Annotated in this window: 13 protein-coding genes; 8 read left to right on the forward strand and 5 right to left on the reverse strand. The window is 69.9% G+C overall.

Features of this window, described 5'->3' with window-relative positions; genetic code table 11:
* The first annotated feature begins 374 nt into the window (after positions 1 to 374).
* Together hflX and Q7C18_RS01605 are read left to right on the forward strand one after the other, a co-directional pair.
* The gene (gene hflX, locus Q7C18_RS01600; protein ID WP_311023800.1) at positions 375 to 2,087 is read left to right on the forward strand and encodes a GTPase HflX; all 1,713 of its coding nucleotides are present in this window, start codon (positions 375 to 377) and stop codon (positions 2,085 to 2,087) included.
* Complete coding sequence (locus Q7C18_RS01605) at positions 2,084 to 4,132, forward strand: ATP-dependent DNA helicase (protein ID WP_070159466.1); 2,049 nt, start codon at positions 2,084 to 2,086, stop codon at positions 4,130 to 4,132. Before hflX ends, Q7C18_RS01605 begins: the two co-directional genes overlap by 4 nt.
* 141 nt (positions 4,133 to 4,273) lie before the next feature.
* Here Q7C18_RS01605 and lexA read toward each other — a convergent pair whose 3' ends face one another.
* Entirely contained in the window at positions 4,274 to 4,966 is a 693-nt protein-coding gene (gene lexA, locus Q7C18_RS01610) for a transcriptional repressor LexA (RefSeq protein ID WP_396954333.1), read from the reverse strand.
* A 355-nt stretch (positions 4,967 to 5,321) separates the two neighbouring features.
* Between lexA and Q7C18_RS01615 the strand changes: the two genes are divergently transcribed.
* The 6 genes from Q7C18_RS01615 (at position 5,322) to Q7C18_RS01640 (ending at position 10,131) form a co-directional block, all read left to right on the forward strand.
* On the forward strand, positions 5,322 to 5,717 hold the full coding sequence (locus Q7C18_RS01615) for a LysM peptidoglycan-binding domain-containing protein (protein ID WP_170922561.1): 396 nt from the start codon (positions 5,322 to 5,324) through the stop codon (positions 5,715 to 5,717).
* Between the two features lie 169 nt (positions 5,718 to 5,886).
* Positions 5,887 to 7,032 (forward strand): histidinol-phosphate transaminase, encoded by a 1,146-nt coding sequence (locus Q7C18_RS01620; RefSeq protein WP_396954318.1) that lies wholly within the window; start codon positions 5,887 to 5,889, stop codon positions 7,030 to 7,032.
* Positions 7,033 to 7,128: 96 nt separating this feature from the next.
* A complete protein-coding gene (hisB, locus tag Q7C18_RS01625; protein ID WP_070159463.1) occupies positions 7,129 to 7,746 on the forward strand; it encodes an imidazoleglycerol-phosphate dehydratase HisB in 618 nt (205 codons plus the stop codon).
* Positions 7,746 to 8,384 (forward strand): imidazole glycerol phosphate synthase subunit HisH, encoded by a 639-nt coding sequence (hisH, locus tag Q7C18_RS01630; RefSeq protein WP_311023804.1) that lies wholly within the window; start codon positions 7,746 to 7,748, stop codon positions 8,382 to 8,384. Before hisB ends, hisH begins: the two co-directional genes overlap by 1 nt.
* A gap of 77 nt (positions 8,385 to 8,461) precedes the next feature.
* Positions 8,462 to 9,223, forward strand: a complete 762-nt coding sequence (gene priA / locus Q7C18_RS01635) for a bifunctional 1-(5-phosphoribosyl)-5-((5-phosphoribosylamino)methylideneamino)imidazole-4-carboxamide isomerase/phosphoribosylanthranilate isomerase PriA (protein ID WP_311023805.1) — start codon at positions 8,462 to 8,464, stop codon at positions 9,221 to 9,223.
* Complete coding sequence (locus tag Q7C18_RS01640) at positions 9,220 to 10,131, forward strand: SseB family protein (protein ID WP_311023807.1); 912 nt, start codon at positions 9,220 to 9,222, stop codon at positions 10,129 to 10,131. The genes priA and Q7C18_RS01640 overlap by 4 nt, the downstream gene beginning before the upstream one ends.
* Before the next feature lie 66 nt (positions 10,132 to 10,197).
* Here Q7C18_RS01640 and Q7C18_RS01645 read toward each other — a convergent pair whose 3' ends face one another.
* From Q7C18_RS01645 to Q7C18_RS01660, 4 genes are all read right to left on the reverse strand, one after another.
* Positions 10,198 to 10,716 carry a MarR family winged helix-turn-helix transcriptional regulator gene (locus tag Q7C18_RS01645; protein ID WP_083277420.1) on the reverse strand — a complete coding sequence of 173 codons (519 nt, stop codon included), beginning with the start codon at positions 10,714 to 10,716 and terminating at the stop codon, positions 10,198 to 10,200.
* Positions 10,717 to 10,798: 82 nt separating this feature from the next.
* Positions 10,799 to 11,515 carry a PepSY domain-containing protein gene (locus Q7C18_RS01650; RefSeq protein ID WP_311023809.1) on the reverse strand — a complete coding sequence of 239 codons (717 nt, stop codon included), beginning with the start codon at positions 11,513 to 11,515 and terminating at the stop codon, positions 10,799 to 10,801.
* A 190-nt stretch (positions 11,516 to 11,705) separates the two neighbouring features.
* Positions 11,706 to 12,368 (reverse strand): hypothetical protein, encoded by a 663-nt coding sequence (locus Q7C18_RS01655; protein ID WP_311023811.1) that lies wholly within the window; start codon positions 12,366 to 12,368, stop codon positions 11,706 to 11,708.
* A 71-nt stretch (positions 12,369 to 12,439) separates the two neighbouring features.
* Positions 12,440 to 16,447, reverse strand: coding sequence for an FtsK/SpoIIIE domain-containing protein (locus Q7C18_RS01660; protein ID WP_311023812.1), 4,008 nt, complete (start codon positions 16,445 to 16,447; stop codon positions 12,440 to 12,442).
* Positions 16,448 to 16,618 lie beyond the last annotated feature (171 nt).

Genomic DNA, 16,618 nt, shown 5'->3' on the forward strand with positions numbered 1-16,618 from the left:
TGACGCGGACAGTCGGCCCAGCCCGCGACCATCCGCCAGCATGATCATCCGCCCGGCCCCTCGGCGAGCTCCGTCGCGACGGCCCGGGACCACCACCTCTCGAATCCGCGCCCCACCAGCCGTCCCCGTGGTCGGCCCGCCGCAGGCGAACCCGCCGGGCGGCCCGGTCCGGGCGACCCTTCCACTGAGACGCCTCCACGACGACGGCTGCCCTGCGAAGCGACCACGGCCTCGTCGTCCACAGATGGCACTGGTCGCTAGTGCCCCTGCACGGCCGCGCCGTAGGATGGAAGGACCCTCTGACGAGGGTGCGCCGGAGCCGAGATCCGGCATCGCGGGATCCGCCGCTGACCGGCGATCCCCTTGAGGAGACTATGACGAACACGCACCATGACAGCATCACACCCAGCACGGGCGACGAGGACCTGCAGCCCCAGGACCAGGCGGGCTCCGGCTCGGCGGCCGAGAGCGGGGACCAGGCATCCGTGGACGCCACCATCGAACGGATCCTGGCCGCCGACCAGGCACGCGCCGAGACGGTCGCCCGCTCGGGGCGGACCCGCTTCGTCGCCGACCCTGGGCATCGACGCGAGGACCAGGATGCGGAGCGGCGCCGCCGCTCCGTGCTGGAGGAACAGGCCCGTGAGCTCTCCGATCTGAGGACCGAGCACACCGAGGCCGACGGCGACCAGTTCGACCTGCTCGAGCGCCGGTCGCTGCGCCGCGTCGAGGGTCTCTCGACGGAGCTCGAAGACGTCACTGAGGTCGAGTATCGCCAGCTGCGCCTCGAACGCGTCGTGCTGGCAGGACTGTGGACTGAGGGCCCCATCGCCGAGGCGGAACACTCGCTGCGGGAGCTCGCCGCACTGGCGGAGACCGCGGGTTCCACCGTCCTGGACGGCTTCGTCCAGCGCCGCTCCACCCCGGACCCGGGGACATTCTTCGGCTCCGGCAAGGCAGAGGAGATCCGTCAGGCCGTCGCCGAACTGGGCGCGGACACCGTCGTCGTCGACTCCGAGCTCGCCCCCTCGCAGCGTCGTGGCCTCGAGGACATCGTCAAGGTCAAGGTCATCGACCGCACCGGCCTGATCCTGGACATCTTCGCCCAGCATGCCAAGTCTCGGGAGGGCAAGGCGCAGGTGGAGCTCGCCCAGCTGGAATACCTCCTGCCGCGTCTCCGCGGCTGGGGCGAGTCGATGTCCCGGCAGGCCGGTGGTCAGGTCGGCGGCGCCGGGGCCGGCATGGGCTCTCGCGGACCCGGTGAGACCAAGATCGAGCTGGACCGGCGCCGCATCAACACGCGCATGGCCAAGCTGCGCAAACAGATCGCTGGCATGAAGCCGGCCCGTGAGGCGAAGCGCGCCAACCGGAAGCGGCATGCCGTGCCGTCGGTGGCGATCGCCGGCTACACCAACGCCGGCAAGTCGTCCCTGCTGAACCGGCTCACCGATGCCGGCGTGATGGTGGAGAACGCCCTGTTCGCCACCCTGGACCCCACCACCCGCAAGGCCGTGACGCCGGACGGCATCGGCTACACGCTCTCGGACACGGTCGGGTTCGTGCGTCAGCTGCCCACTCAGCTGGTGGAGGCGTTCCGCTCCACGCTGGAGGAGGTCGCCGACGCCGACCTGATCCTCCACGTGGTCGATGCCTCGCATCCTGAGCCGGAGAGCCAGATCAGCGCGGTGCGCACCGTGCTTGCCGAGGTGGACGCCCACGAGGTCCCCGAGATCATCGTGCTGAACAAGGCAGACATGGCTGACGACGTCGTCGTCGACCGCATCCGACGGCGCGAGCCGCGGACCGTGCTGGTCTCGGCCCACACGGGTCAGGGCATCGATGAGCTGCGGCAGCTGATCAGCGAGTCGATCCCGCGGCCGGACGTGTCCCTGGAGCTGCTGGTGCCGTATGCAGCAGGAGACGTGGTCTCTCGACTGCATGAGGCGGATGCGGAGATTCTGAGCACCGAGTACCTGGCTGAGGGCACGCGCATGAGCGTGAAGGTGCGCCCGAGTCTCGCCGCGGAGCTGCAGGAGCATGTCATCGGCGGTGCCTCCGCGGCGACCGACGAGCCGGGCGCCGCGTGAGTCCGGAGGCGCCGACGACACAGTCCACCGGGCACCTGCGCTCCACGGAGCTGCTGGATCATGTGGTCTCCGCGATGGGCGGCGTGCACCGCGAAGGGCAGATGGACATGGCACGGCACGTGAGCCACGCCCTGCGCCGGCGTCGTCACCTGCTCGTGCAGGCGGGCACCGGGACCGGCAAGTCGCTGGCCTACCTGGTGCCCGCTGTGGTGCACGCGTTGGAGGCGGACCGTCCGGTGCTGATCTCCACCGCGACGTTGGCGCTGCAGGCACAGATCATGGGCCGTGATCTGCCCCGACTGTTGGACCATCTGGGGGAGGAGCTGGAGGAGGAGGTCTCCATCGCCCTGGTCAAGGGACGGGCAAACTACCTGTGCCGGCACAAGCTGGACGGCGGGTTCCCCGACCAGGACGACGAGCAGGCGCTCTTCTCCTTCGGCGACGAGCCTGCCGTGGACTCCGTGCCGGAACCGGGTTCACGGCTGGGGCGTGAGATCGTGCGGCTGCGCGAATGGGCCGAAGAGACCTCCACGGGAGACCGAGACGACCTGCCTGAGGGCGTCTCGGACAAGGCGTGGCGTCAGGTCTCCGTCAATGCCGTCGACTGCATCGGTCCGCGGAAGTGCCCCATGGCGGCTGAGTGCTTCTCCGAGCTTGCGCGGGAGCAGGCTCAGGAGGCCGACATCGTGGTCACCAACCACGCCATGCTGGCCATCGACGCCTTCGAGGGGCTGCAGGTGCTGCCCGAGCACGACGCGGTGATCATCGATGAGGCCCATGAGCTGGCTGATCGCGTCACCTCGGCGGTCACAGCACAGCTCTCCGTCCAGATGATCCAGACGGCCGCGGCCACGCTGCGGCGTCACACCGCGCTCAGCGGCGAGGACCTGCAGGCGGCGGCCATCGCCGTCGACGCTGCCTTCCACGGCAAGGAGTCGGGGCTGCTGGCACGCGGCCTGGACGCCCAGCAGAGCCAGGCGTTGGAGATCACCCGCAACGCCGCCCGCACCGCGCTGTCTGACAGCAAGCCGTCCGGCGAGGCCGAGGCCGACACCGGACGCTCCACCGCACGGGCACGGGTCCAGGCGGTGCAGGAGACCGCTGAGCGCATGCTGAACTCCCGGGAGACGCCGGACGTCATCTGGCTGACCCGCCCGGGCAGCTTCAGCCCGGGCGTGGGATACCGCGAGGCAGACATCACGGAGCCGCCGATCCTGAACGTCGCACCGACGTCGGTGGCGGGTCGCCTGCGGGAGGGCCTCTTCGGAGAGCGCACGGTGGTGCTCACCTCCGCCACGCTGACCATCGGCGACAGCTTCGACCCGGTGGCGGGGTCACTCGGGCTGGGCGGGGAGAATGCCCCCGCCTGGGACGCCATCGACGTCGGCAGCCCTTTCGACTACCCGAAGCAGGGCGTGCTCTATGTGGCCAAGGACCTCCCCGCGCCGTCCTTGAAGACCGCTGATCGGCAGCGGGACGAGCTCGCCGGGCTCATCGAGGCGTCACGGGGCGCGACGCTGGCCCTGTTCTCCTCGCGCCGCGCCGCTGAAGAGGCCGCCGAGGAGCTGCGGGAACGCCTGGAGGTGCCGATTCTGTGTCAGGGTGACGCCACCATGTCGGCCCTGGTCCGCCAGTTCGCCGAGGATGAAGAGTCCTGTCTGTTCGGGACGATGAGCCTCTGGCAGGGGGTGGACGTCCCGGGCCGATCGTGCCGACTGGTGGCGATCGACCGCATCCCGTTCCCCCGACCCGACGATCCGCTGATGAGCGCCCGCACCCAGGAAGTGGCGCGCAACGGTGGAAACGGCTTCATGCAGGTCGCGGCCACGCACGCCGCCACCCGGCTGGCTCAGGGGGCTGGGCGACTGATCCGCAGCGCCGAGGACCGGGGCGTGCTGGCGATCCTGGACTCTCGCCTGGCCACCGCACGGTACGGCGGCTTCCTGAAGAAGTCCATGCCGGAGTTCTGGCCCACTGTCGACGGAGACGTCGCGCGAGGGGCACTGCGGCGGCTCGCCGGCCAGGGGCTCGATCCGAGCGCCTGACCGGCGTCCTCGTGCGCAGAAGGACACAGAAGGAGGGGCGCCGACCGTGCGGTCGGCGCCCCTCCTTCTGTGCGGGCCTGCCGGATGGTCTCCGGGCGGCGCTGGGGGCCGTGAGGGTGCCTGGTCTCGAGGCTGCGTGGCTCAGAGGCTCCGCAGTACGGTGACGACCTTGCCCATGATGGTGGCCTGATCCCCGAGGATCGGCTCATAGCTGCGGTTCTGCGGGAGCAGCCACTGATGCCCGTCGCGCCGCCGGAGAGTCTTCACGGTCGCCTCATCATCGAGCAGGGCGGCGACGATGTCTCCGTTCTCGGCCGTGTGCTGGCGACGCACCACCACCCAGTCGTCCTCGAAGATGCCGGCCTCGATCATCGAGTCGCCGCGTACCTGGAGCATGAACAGCTCACCTTCGCCGGTGAGCTGGCGAGGCAGCGGCATGACGTCCTCGACCTGCTGCTCGGCCAGGATGGGACCACCTGCAGCGATGCGACCGACCACCGGAATGTCGGTCGTCCGGCTGTCCGTCTGCTCGCGGTAGGCGTCGAGATCGACGACCGCACCGTCATCGGAGGCCTGACGTGCCGGGGAAGAGCTCGGGGGAGGGAACGCCGGCTCGTCCGGGACGTCCGCAGCGATGAGGCGGCCTGAGGAATCACGGATGACTTCCATGGCGCGCGGCTTGCCGGGCACCCGACGCAGGTAGCCCATCTGCTGCAGGCGGGCGAGCTGATGCGTCACAGAGGACAGCGAGGCGAGCCCGCAGGCGTCGCCGATCTCACGCATCGACGGGGGGTATCCACGCTCTGCGAGGGCCTCCTGGATGACGTCGACGATGCCGCGCTGCCGGTCGGTGAGCCGGGGCGCGGCGTCCCCCGGTGTCTCCGTCGGCTGGGAATCCTCGGCTGGTCGCTTGTCCACGGCCATCTCTCACGCCTCTCTCCGCAGGGTCTGGTCCCGTCGTCCGCTCGTCATGTCAGAGGGTCCTGGTGGAATCTCCTGCATGGACATCCGGTCGAACATCGCATCCGAAACTCGGTTCGAACATGTGTCTCAGGCTACGGGATCCGGACGGCCGAGACCAGCATATTCGAACGCATGTCTGGTGCCCGGTCGAACATCTGTGCTAGAAATAGAACACATCTTCGAATCCATGCCGAGACGAGATTCCGCACGAGAGAGGTTCTTCCCCATGCGTCACTCGCACACCTCCTTCACCACCTCCGCGGCCGGACAGGCCTACGTCGCCTCTTCCGCCGGTGCACCAGGACGTCTCAACCTCACCCGGCGGGGCCGCCTGGTGATCCTCGGGGTTCCCGCGCTGACGCTGCTCGTCGCCGCCTTGGTGGGCGTGGCGCTCTTGGTGGGCAGCTTCGTCAACATGGCGCAGGCCACCAGCCATGGGGCGCCGGGAGTCGCCGCTGTCGAAGTCACGGTGGCACCCGGGGACACCCTCTGGAGCGTGGCCTCGGGCCTGGGTACCGGGGAGGACACCCAGGTGCTGATCACGCAGATCGCTGAGCTCAATGATCTGACCAGCTCCGAGATCCATCCCGGGCAGACGCTGTACGTTCCGGTGGCGGACTGAGGTCGCGCCCGGTGGACGCGTTCTGCTCCGGCGGAGATCACTCGCGGCTCCGTGGGCGATCAGAGCCGAGCGGGACGGAGCAGGTCGGAGCAGGACAGAGATGACGCGGTGGGACGGGAGCGCCGTGACGGCGCCGCAGCGCCACGGCTCCGATGAGTAGGATGGACGCGTGATTCCTCCCCAGAACGGCGTCGGCGGATCCACGTCGACGGCCGGCCTCAGCAGATCAGAGCGCCTGGCGCGCCTGCCGCTCCGCGAGGAGCTGCGCGGCCAGGAGCCCTACGGCGCGCCGCAGCTGCCGGTGTGGGCCATGCTCAACGTCAACGAGACCACCTATGACGTCCCCGCTGATGTCGTGGACGCCATCACCAAGGAAGTCAGGCATGCGGCTCAGACGCTGAATCGATACCCGGATCGGGAGTTCACCCGTCTGCGGGAGAAGCTCGCCGAGTACCTGGCCCATGGGCTGACCGCCGAGCACATCTGGGCGGCCAACGGCTCCAATGAGATCATGCAGCACATCCTGCAGGCCTTCGCCGGTCCGGGTCGCTCCGTGATGGCCTTCCCTCCCACCTATTCGATGTACCCCCTCTATGCGCGAGGCACCTACAGCCGGTACATCGCAGGGACCCGGGGCGAGGACTTCACCCAGGGCGCGGAGGACGTGGCCCGGCAGATCCGAGAGCACCGGCCTGACGTGGTCATCCTCTGCTCGCCGAACAATCCCACGGGCACGGCGCTGGGGCTCGACGTCGTCGAGGCGGCCTACGATGCCGCCGTCGAGGGTGGCACCATGGTGGTCGTCGACGAGGCCTACGGCGAGTTCCGGCAGAGCGGCACTCCGTCCGCGCTGGAGCTCCTGCCCGGGCGTGAACGGCTCATCGTCTCCCGCACCATGTCCAAGGCCTTCGCCCTGGCGGGCGGGAGGCTGGGTTACCTGGCCGCGGCCGAGGAGGTCACCGACGCGCTGCGGCTGGTGCGCCTGCCCTACCACCTGTCGGCGATCACCCAGGCCGCGGCCGAGGCGGCCCTGGATCACAGCGAGGCGCTGATGGCCAATGTGGAGCGGATCAAGACTCAGCGTGACCGCATCGTCGACACGTTGACGCGGTACGGGCTCAGCCCCGCCCCGTCAGACGCGAACTTCGTGTTCTTCGGCGGGCTCGAGGACGAGAAGGCCGCGTGGCAGCATCTGCTGGACGACGGCATCCTCATCCGCGATGTCGGCATCCCCGGCCACCTGCGGGTCACCGCGGGCACCGAGGAGGAGACCACCGCCTTCCTGGAGTCCCTGGCTCGGCATCTCGGCCGCTGAGACTCCGCCCGAGGCCGCTGAACGCCGTGAAGGCCGGTGCGTAGACTGGTCCACGGCGTCATCAGACCCTTCACCCCGTACCCACGAGCAGGAGCCATGGGAGCAGAACTGATCTCGGGCCGCGCGGCCCAGATGGAACGAGTCACTTCCGAGTCCAGCGTGCGCGTGCGCATGGACCTCGATGGAACAGGCACCTCGGAGATCTCCACCACGGTGCCGTTCTTCGACCACATGCTCACCGCTCTGGCGAAGCATTCGCTGATCGATCTGACGGTCGAGTCGACCGGGGACACCCACATCGATGTGCATCACACGGTGGAGGACACCTCGATCGTCCTCGGCGAGGTGCTGCGCACCGCGCTGGGTGACAAGGCCGGAATCCGCCGTTTCGGAGAGGCGACCGTCCCGCTCGACGAGGCCCTGGCGCACGCCGTCGTCGACGTCTCCGGACGTCCCTACCTCGTGCACTCCGGCGAGCCGGAGGGGCAGCAGTATCACCTGATCGGCGGTCACTTCACCGGCTCCATGACGCGCCACGCCTTCGAGGCCATCACCTATCACGCCGGCATCTGCCTGCACATGCGCGTGTTGGCGGGCCGCGACCCGCACCACATCGTCGAGGCCCAGTTCAAAGCCTTCGCCCGTGCGCTGCGCGCCGCCGTCGAATCGGACCCGCGGGTGGAGGGCATCCCCTCCACGAAGGGAGCGCTCTGATGGCCAAGCCCGACGTCGTCGTCCTTGACTACGGCTCCGGCAACGTCCACTCGGCCGTCCGTGCCCTGGAGCGTGCCGGTGCCCAGGTGACTCTGACCCGCGAGACGGTCCGGATCCAGGAGGCCGCCGGCCTGGTGGTTCCCGGGGTCGGAGCCTTCGCCGCTGTGATGGACGCGCTGACGGCGATCGACGGGCCACGCTGGATCGGACGCCGCATCGCCGGAGGCCGACCCGTGCTGGGCATCTGCGTGGGGCACCAGATCCTCTTCGAACGTGGAGTGGAGCACGGCATCGCGGCCGACGGCATGGGGGAGTGGCCTGGTGAGGTGACCGCTCTGCCGGACGACGTCGTGGTGCCGCACATGGGGTGGAACACGGTCCGGGCCCCCGAGGGCACCGTGCTGTTCGACGGCATCGAGGATGAGCGGTTCTACTTCGTGCACTCCTACGCGGTGCAGTCCTGGGACTTCGACCAGACCGTCGAATCGATGGCTGCGCCGAAGGTGACCTGGTCCCACCACGGCGCGGACTTCATCGCCGCGGTGGAGAACGGACCCCTGTCGGCCACGCAGTTCCACCCGGAGAAGTCCGGCGACGCCGGCATGCAGCTGCTGAAGAACTGGATCGACAGCCTCTGAGAGCCCGGGCCGGCCGCCATGGCCCCGATCCGCTGACCACCGACCCGACCCTGTCCCAGGAAGAGAGACCCGACCCCATGGCTGAGAACGCCCCCGAGATCGCCACCGTGCCCGCCCTGGAGCTGCTGCCCGCCGTCGACGTCGCCGACGGTCAGGCCGTTCGTCTGGTGCAGGGCGAGGCCGGCTCCGAGACCAGCTACGGCGACCCGCTGGACGCGGCGCTGACCTGGCAGCAGGACGGCGCCGAGTGGATCCACCTGGTGGACCTCGACGCCGCCTTCGGTCGCGGCCACAACCGCGAGGTCCTGGCCCGAGTGGTCCGCGAGCTGGACATCAAGATCGAGCTCTCCGGCGGTATTCGGGACGATGAGTCTCTCGACCGCGCTCTGGAGTTCGGGGCGACCCGCGTGAACCTGGGCACCGCCGCACTGGAGGATCCGGAGTGGACCGCCCGGGCGATCGAACGCCACGGAGAGGCCATCGCGGTGGGGCTCGACGTCCGGGGGGAGACGCTCGCGGCCCGCGGCTGGACCAAGGAGGGCGGCAACCTCTGGGAGGTCCTGGAACGACTGGAGGATGCCGGGTGTCCGCGCTACGTGGTCACCGACGTGACCAAGGACGGGACCCTCCGTGGACCGAACACCGCGCTGCTGGCCGAGGTCTGCCGCCGCACCGCCAAGCCCGTGGTGGCCTCCGGCGGGATCTCGTCGCTGGAGGACGTCTCCGCCCTGGCGCAGATGGTCTCCCACGGCGTGGAGGGTGCCATCATGGGCAAGGCCCTCTATGCTGGAAAGTTCACCTTCCCGGAGGCACTGAAGGCGGCCGCCGCGTCGGCATGAGTCACCACGGCGACCACCACGGCGCAGATGCCGCCGACCGTCGGGAGCTTCCGGCCCACATCGCGAAGCTGCTGCAGCGGCAGGCCCGCTCGGCGGACGGACGAGCCGCGGACTCGGCGGGCGTCCCCTGGGAGGGGCGGGACCTCTCCGGCGGGGGAAACCCGCTGCACACCTTCGACGGAGACGACGGGCTGATCGCCCCGCAGATCCAGGAGGCCCAGGACCGTCTGCTGGCCGGAGACCTCGATGAGGCAGGCTTCGTCGAGTCCCTGCAGGGTCAGCGCCTCTTCGTACCGGTGATCGCCACCGTGGCCGAGCACGGTCATGCCCCCTCGGGCGGACCGGCCGGGGACAAGGAGGCGGACATCGCCCTGGTCACGATCACCTCGGCGTCGGGGCGTCCCACCATGCCGGTGTTCAGCTCAGTGGAGTCGATGACCGCCTGGCACGCCGAAGCGCGCCCGGTGGCCGCCGAAGCGGAGCGCGTCATGCTGGCCGCGCTGGCTGAGGGAGCCGAGCTCGTCGTCCTGGATCCAGGGGCGGAGCTCACCTTCGTGGTGCGCAGCCCGGCCGTGGCGGCCTTGGCTCAGGGCCGGCTGTGGACGCCGTCCTACCGCGACCCGCAGGTGGCTGATGCCTTGCAGGACGTGGTGGACCAGTGCCTGGGCGTGGTGCGGCTGGTCGTGGCGCCGGGGAAAGGTGTGGCCACCGCGACGGCCTCCGGAGCGCCCGTGGCCGGCGGCGGCAGCGGACCCGAGCTGAGCATCGGTGTGGTGCTGGAGCCGGGTGTGGACGCCGTTGATGCCCGCCTGGCGCTGGCCAGCGTGCAGGCCTGCCTGCAGGATGTTCCGGCGCTGCAGGAGAAGGCCGATTCGGTCGAGGTGGTCCTGGCGCGCGACGTCGGGTGATTCACAGGCGTCGGCGCTGGGGCGACGGGACGTCTGGCGTCCGGCGCAGGGTGCTGCCGCAGGAGTTCAGGTCAGCTCGGTGTCCTGGGCGGTCTGCAGCAGTTTCATGCAGGTGCGCTGCAGGGCGAGGGCCTCGTCGTCGTCGAGCGTCTCATGGAAGATCTGCCGGATGTGCCGGGCGTGGACCTGTGAAGCGTCCCGGAAGACCCGCCGTCCCTCGTCGGTGAGCTGGGCCGTCATGCCGCGCCGATCGCTGGGGTCGGCGCATCGAGTGATGAGCCCCCGGGTCTGCAGCGACTTCGCCTGGTAGGACAGGCGTGACGGCGAGAAGATCATCCGCTCGGCGAGTTCCCCCATGCGCAGCTGGTTGCCCTCCGCCTCGGCGAGGACCAGCAGCAGGTTGTAGTCCGAGAGCCGAAGACCGGTGGCGGCGTGGAGGCCCTTCTCCATCGTCTTGCTGACGATGGCGGAGGTCTCCAGGAACGTGCGCCACGCCTTCGCCTTGGGCGACGTGCCGGTGAGGTCCCGTGCCGGAGGGGCGGCGTCCTGAGGTTCCTGGGCGTCTTCGCCAGCGACGGCGTCCACGCGGCCACCTCCTGCGTCCCCTGATCGTGCGACTGATTCGAGCTCGTCCAGTCTACGGCACCGGGGACTCAGGCGGGTCGGTTCAGTCGTCCACCTGGACCAGGTCGCCGGTGACGACGTCCACAGCGATCTCCTGGCCGTTGTCGAGTTCGATCTCCCAGACGACGGTGCCCGACTCGGAGTCGAGCTGCGCCTCGTCGACGAAGGCGCCGGAGGGGTCGCCGACCCGGTCTTCGACGATCCGGAAAGCCTCGGCGATATCGATCTCGGTCGAGTCGATCTCTCGCAGGTCGTCGCTGTCCGGGGCGTCGTCGTCCTCGGTGTAGACGATCTCCAGACTGGACTTGTCGGTGTGCACCTCTCGCTCGATGCCGTCCACGAGCACGTGCCACTCATAGCGGCCGTCATCGGACTCCACCTCGAAGACCACGCCCTCCGGGTACTCGGCCTGGACCGTCTCCAGGCCCCCGTACAGCGGGTGGTCGTCGGAGTCCGCGGGGGAGGTCTCCGCGGCGGCGTCCGTCGCGGTGTCGTCGCTCGGGTCCGTGCCTTCACCCTCGGCTGGGGCGTCGTGCTCCGGGCGTGAGCTCTCGGAGCCGCCTGCATCGGCCGAGCCGTCCTCCGAAGCGGCCGCGTCGTCGTGAGCCGCGTCGTCGGCGCTGATCGTCACCGCGGTGCTGGGCTCCCCGTCAGCGGAGGTGTCGAGCGTGTCATCAAGGCCGCAGGAGGTCAGTGCCAGGGAAGCCAGAGCTGTGACCGACAGGGCGGTGGCGGTGGGGCGGGACAGGGTTCGGGTCATGGTGTTCTCCTTCAAGGAGCCGGCCCGCGCGGTGCTCGGGGCCGACAGGATGTTGTCGTGCTGCATGACCATCATTCTCAGAACCCCAGATGAGAAGGCCATGAGAGATCGGTGAGATCTCGATGAGAACCGACTCGTGGAGAGCCGAGCCGGCGACGCGGCAGCCGGCGACGCCGTAGCCGGAGGATCCTCAGTCGGACTCGTCATCGTCGAGCGTGTCAGGATCTCCGCCGATGTTGTTGTCCTCCACCGGGTTGTCCCCGACCGGCACGATGGCGCTGTTGCGGGCGTCGATGATCACCGTGTTCTCCGAGGCGGCGCCCTCGATGGTGACGTTCCACACCAGCAGGTCATCGTCGCGGGTCTCCAGCTCGGCGGCAAGGATCACCCCGGTGGACTCCGTCTGGGCGATCTGCAGGGCGCGCAGCAGCGGGACCTGGACCTCTTCCGCCGCCTCCTGCATCCAGTCCTCGGCCTCACCGGAGTCCCGGCTGTCCACCTCGGAGGCGCCCTCCTGGTCGACCACGACGGTCTGCAGGTCCTGGCCGTCCACCAGCAGCTGCACCTCCATCCCGGCTTCCTCGTCGGTCTCCTTGTCGAAACCCACGGCCATGCCGCCGTCTTCGCCGAGCGCCGTATTGACCGCCCGCAGCGCGACATCGGTGGACAGGTCGACGTCGTCGGCGTCGTAAGGGTTCTCCGCCGACGGTTCGTTCGACGGTGTGGGCGCCTCGCCCTCGGTGTCCTCGGGTGCGGCGGCGTCCTCGTCGATGGGGGAGCCGCACCCGGCCAGAAGACTCGCCGAGACGGCGATCGCGACCAGTGCTGCAGAGCTGCGGGAAGAACTGAACATGACTCCATCCTTATCGTGGAGACCTCCATGGTCCCTGGATGTTCCCTCCAGGAGCAGAGCTGCGCCGACGATCATCCGGGGAGGGCCCACTGGATCATGCGGGGCCCCTCCGCTCGCAGCTGCACCGCCCGTCCGGGGATGGGCCGATCCAGCACCGGCACGCTCGTGGCGAAGAAGTCTCCCTGCGACCGATGCGTCGGGCTGAGCAGGATGTTCCCGGGGGCCGACCGTGCATGATGCGACCACGGTATCTGCGAGTACAGAGACCCGCTCGGCTGTGCGGCGCCGACCACCTGGATCCCGGACTGGATCCAGCGATCGACGCTGCGATGCCGCTGAGCATCGAGCTGGTCTGCATCGTCCAGCAGCACGGTCGTGGTCTCCGGCTCCTCAGTCCAGGTTCCTTGCGGAGAGAGCAGCGTCGCGTCCGGCAGCACCTGGCGCAGGACCTCCAGGCACGTCGACCGACCGGTGCCCGGGGCTCCGAGGACCAGCGTGGCGGGACCCCGCCTCCAGAGGACCGGGGCCTGGGTGAACTGAGCGACGCCGATCACCGGATCCCCGGGTGCGTCGGGAGACCGGTGCTCCTGAGCTGAGGACAGCAGATCGTGGAGGCGGACCTTCTGGGGCAGCGGCCGGACCGAGACGCTCGGCGTGTCGACGGCGCCAGGGGCCCCCTCATCGGCGGGATCCGTCTCCGCAGAGGTGGGTGAGGACGCCAACTGGACCTCCACGCCGGGGGAAGGGTGCCCGGGACTGATCAGCACCCCGCGGCCGGGGAGAGGGTCCACCGGACGCAGACGGGGCCAGAGCATCTGGGTGTCCTGCGAGACGCCGTGCGGCAGGTAGATCCGGCGGGGCAGCCGTGAGCCCACCCGTCCGCTCGCCAGCTCGCGCCCCCCGGAGAGCAGCACGGAGATCCCGACGTCGGCACCGTCGCTGATCAGCGTCCCCAGCAGGTGTTCCAGCATGCCCCCGCTGGGGCCCTGAAGGGACTGATGCCACTGAGGGTAGCCGCTGACCAGCACGACGATCTCGGGGACCTCGGTGGTGCGGAGGGACGGGTCGGTGCGCCGGGAGGTGAGCTCGTCGACCAGCAGTTGCAGCAGGTGGACGACCTCCGGCATGTCCTCGTCCGTCAGCAGGCTCGCCACGCGGGCGTCCGCGGCGAAGGTCTGCAGCGAGCGGTCGCCGTCGAGGAGGTGGACCTGCCACGCTGGGGCGTCGGCCGGCGACGGTGGCCGCAGCAGCTGCGCGGCCAGGGCCGCCACGGCCTCCCGCCCACCGGAGCCGCCTTCGCCGATGAGGCCCAGACTGCCGTCCTGCCGGGGGGACCACAGCAGCGGGACCTGATCCTGCTCGGCCGGAAGGTCCAGTCTCCCCAGGGCAGGCGGCCCCGAACGGCCGCCACGGGCGGCGTCGGCGTCGATGGTCTCCGGCAGAGACGGCAGCAGGGGAGTGTGCCGGCGGGTCAGCCCTCCGGCGTCGACGGCCCGGCCCAGGGCGGCGACGACGTCGAGGGCGGAGGCCCCTGTGGCCGACACCGTCCGGGACAGCGGCCGGTGGTCTGCCGGTCGGAGGGCCACTGGGGCTTCGGCGGTGGAGAGCAGCCCGGTCTGGAAGACCACGGGCTCGTCTCCGGGGCGGCGCAGGATCCCCCGGCCGGGGAGGTTCCGGGGGATCCTGCCTGCCTCCACCGTCCCGACGAGGTCCCGTGATTCGTCCTCGCTGCGCAGCCTCAGGGTGACGATGCTGCCGATGTTTGCCCGGATGTCTGCGGTGACGACTCCCTGAGGGCGTTGGGTGGACAGCACCAGGTGCAGGCCCAGGGAGCGGCCGAGCGTGGCCAGGCGCATGAGCTCGTCCATCGTCTCGGGCAGTTCGTGGGAGAAGATCCGGAACTCGTCGATGACCACCAGGATCCTCGCCAACGGGTCATCCGGCCGCAGCCGCCGGTACTCGGGATAGTCTCCGGCCCCGGCGTCGAGGAAGAGCCACTCCCGACGCACCAGCTCGGAACGGATGCCTTCCAACGTGCGCTCCGCCTGCGCCTGCGAGAGATCGGTGATCAGGGCCAGTGAGTGCTCCAGCTCGGTCAGATGCTGGAAGGTCGCGCCACCTTTGAAGTCGAAGAGCACCAAGGACAGCTCTGTGGGACTGTACCGGGCGGCCCAGCCGAGCAGCAGAGCCTTGAGCAGCTCGGACTTCCCCGACCCCGAGGTCCCTGCCAGCAGGATGTGGGGACCGTCCTCCACCAGATCCAGGTGCTCCTCACCAGTGGCGCTGCGTCCCAGGACCGACGTCAGGGAGGTCGAGGCGCTGCGGGACATCAGGTCGGCGGGAAGCGGCATCTCGAGCCGCTCCGGGACCTGCCCGGTGCCCTCGATGGGGCCGCCTCGAGGCAGCGCCAGACGCAGCAGCTGGTCCAGGGTCTGGCGGGAGACCCCGTCGGCCACCAGGTCGTGGGCTCCGGCGGTCAGCGTCGGGTCAGCGTCATCCGTGGACCGGTCTGAGGGTTCGTCGGCGGCGGAGGCCGGCGCGGCGTCGGCGACTCGACGCAGGTTCCGGGTGGTCAGGTCGATCTCCCAGCCGGGGACCTCCCCGGCCGGGTACGGTCCCGGAGGCTCGTCGACGTGGACCACGCACCAGCCGTCGAGGAGAGCCGCGTCGATGAGCTCCGTGGGCACGGGAACGTCCACGAGCAGCACTGCAGGGCCACCGACTGTGGGCAGGTCCGCGACGTCGGCCTGCTCGCCGGGAGTCAGACCCACTCCGTGGTCGTCGAGGAGGACACGAGGCCACTGCGACGGCTCCGCGAGAAGGTGGATCTCGGGTCTGTGCGGACGAGGGCGGATGACCAGCTGGGCCAGGAACCAGCGCAGGAGACGACGAGTCAGTCGCCTCGGACCGGCCAGGTGGACCACCTCTCCAGGGCGCAGTGGGGCTCCCACCCCGCTGTGCACCGACACGGCGTCGACCCGTCGTGTCGAGGCTGGGGTGTCGACGGCGGGGCGCGTGATGCCGTGCCCCAGACGGACCACCGGGACACGACGGGCCGCTGCCGAGTCCTGGGCCCGGGCCGCAGCCGACGGGTTCGCCGCGTCGTGTGGTGCCGCGCTCGCCGGGCCGGGGCTGAGCCCCGGAGGCTCACGCAGGCGCCTGATGAGGTCGCCCGGGGTGTCCAGGAGCGCGTCACTGCGATCGGCCCAACGGCCGGCGGCGGCGTCGACGGCCGCCCGGAACTTCCGACGACGGCGGGCAGCGTCGACGACTGTCGCCGCGGCCACCAGCGCGGAGACCGCGGAGAACAGGAGGAAGAACCACATGCCGGTGACCAGGACCAGGACGATCCCGACGAGCAGGGGGACGCAGGCCATCACGAGCATCATCCGGTGCTTGCCTTCGGGAGGGTCCTCGTCGACCGCCACCGGCGGGGGCGGCCAGCTGCCCTGAGACGCCGGAGGCGGACCGTCGGTGAGCAGGCGCAACGTCGAGTCCCCCACCTGCAGCGGCTCAGAGTCGCTCCAACGGACAGCGCCTCTCCCGCCCTGTGGCTGATCGGGCGAGGACACAGTGACGGCGCGCTCGCCGACATCGATCACACAGTGTTCCCGCGCGATGTCCGGATCCGCCACGGCGATGTCGACCGAGCCTCGCCCGACGGTGTACCGGCCCCGCAGCAGGGGCACCAGCCGCCCAGCGTCGGGCCCTTCGTCGAGACACAGCTGCAGCGCGGGTGCGGCTCCGCCGGGCTGTGCAGCGAGGGACCCATGTCCCGGGCCCGCGGGAGGCGTGTTGCCAGGATGGAGCACCACGACCATTCCCGGATGGATCTGGCGGGCCCCTCGAGGCAGAGACGCCAACGGGATGCCGTCGACGACACCGGTCACCGGAGCGTCGCAGCGACCCATCCAGGTGGCCAGTGCTTCGGCGAGCTGCGCACCGGAGGGCTGAGAGGTGCCGTCGACACGCAGGCGGATGTCATGTACGCCGTGTCCGGGGGACTGATCGCGCAACTCGCGCCATCGCGCCTCTGACAGTGCACCGGGAGCGCGCACCACGGTCAGCGACATCGACATCGGTCCTCCTCAGCGGCGTCCGGATCATGGTTGAAAGCTTCAGCCTAGGCATCAGGAGCATCACAGAACAGCGACCTGCGGCAGGCTGTGGAGAACCGCTGTGCCGTCCCCAGGGATGGTTGGGTTTCTCCACAACCTGCGTCATCTGCGTCGCCGACGTCGCCCCTGCTG

Origin of the sequence: Nesterenkonia sp. CL21, from assembly GCF_031705515.1 — a bacterium.
GTDB classification, from domain to species: Bacteria; Actinomycetota; Actinomycetes; order Actinomycetales; family Micrococcaceae; genus Nesterenkonia; species Nesterenkonia aethiopica.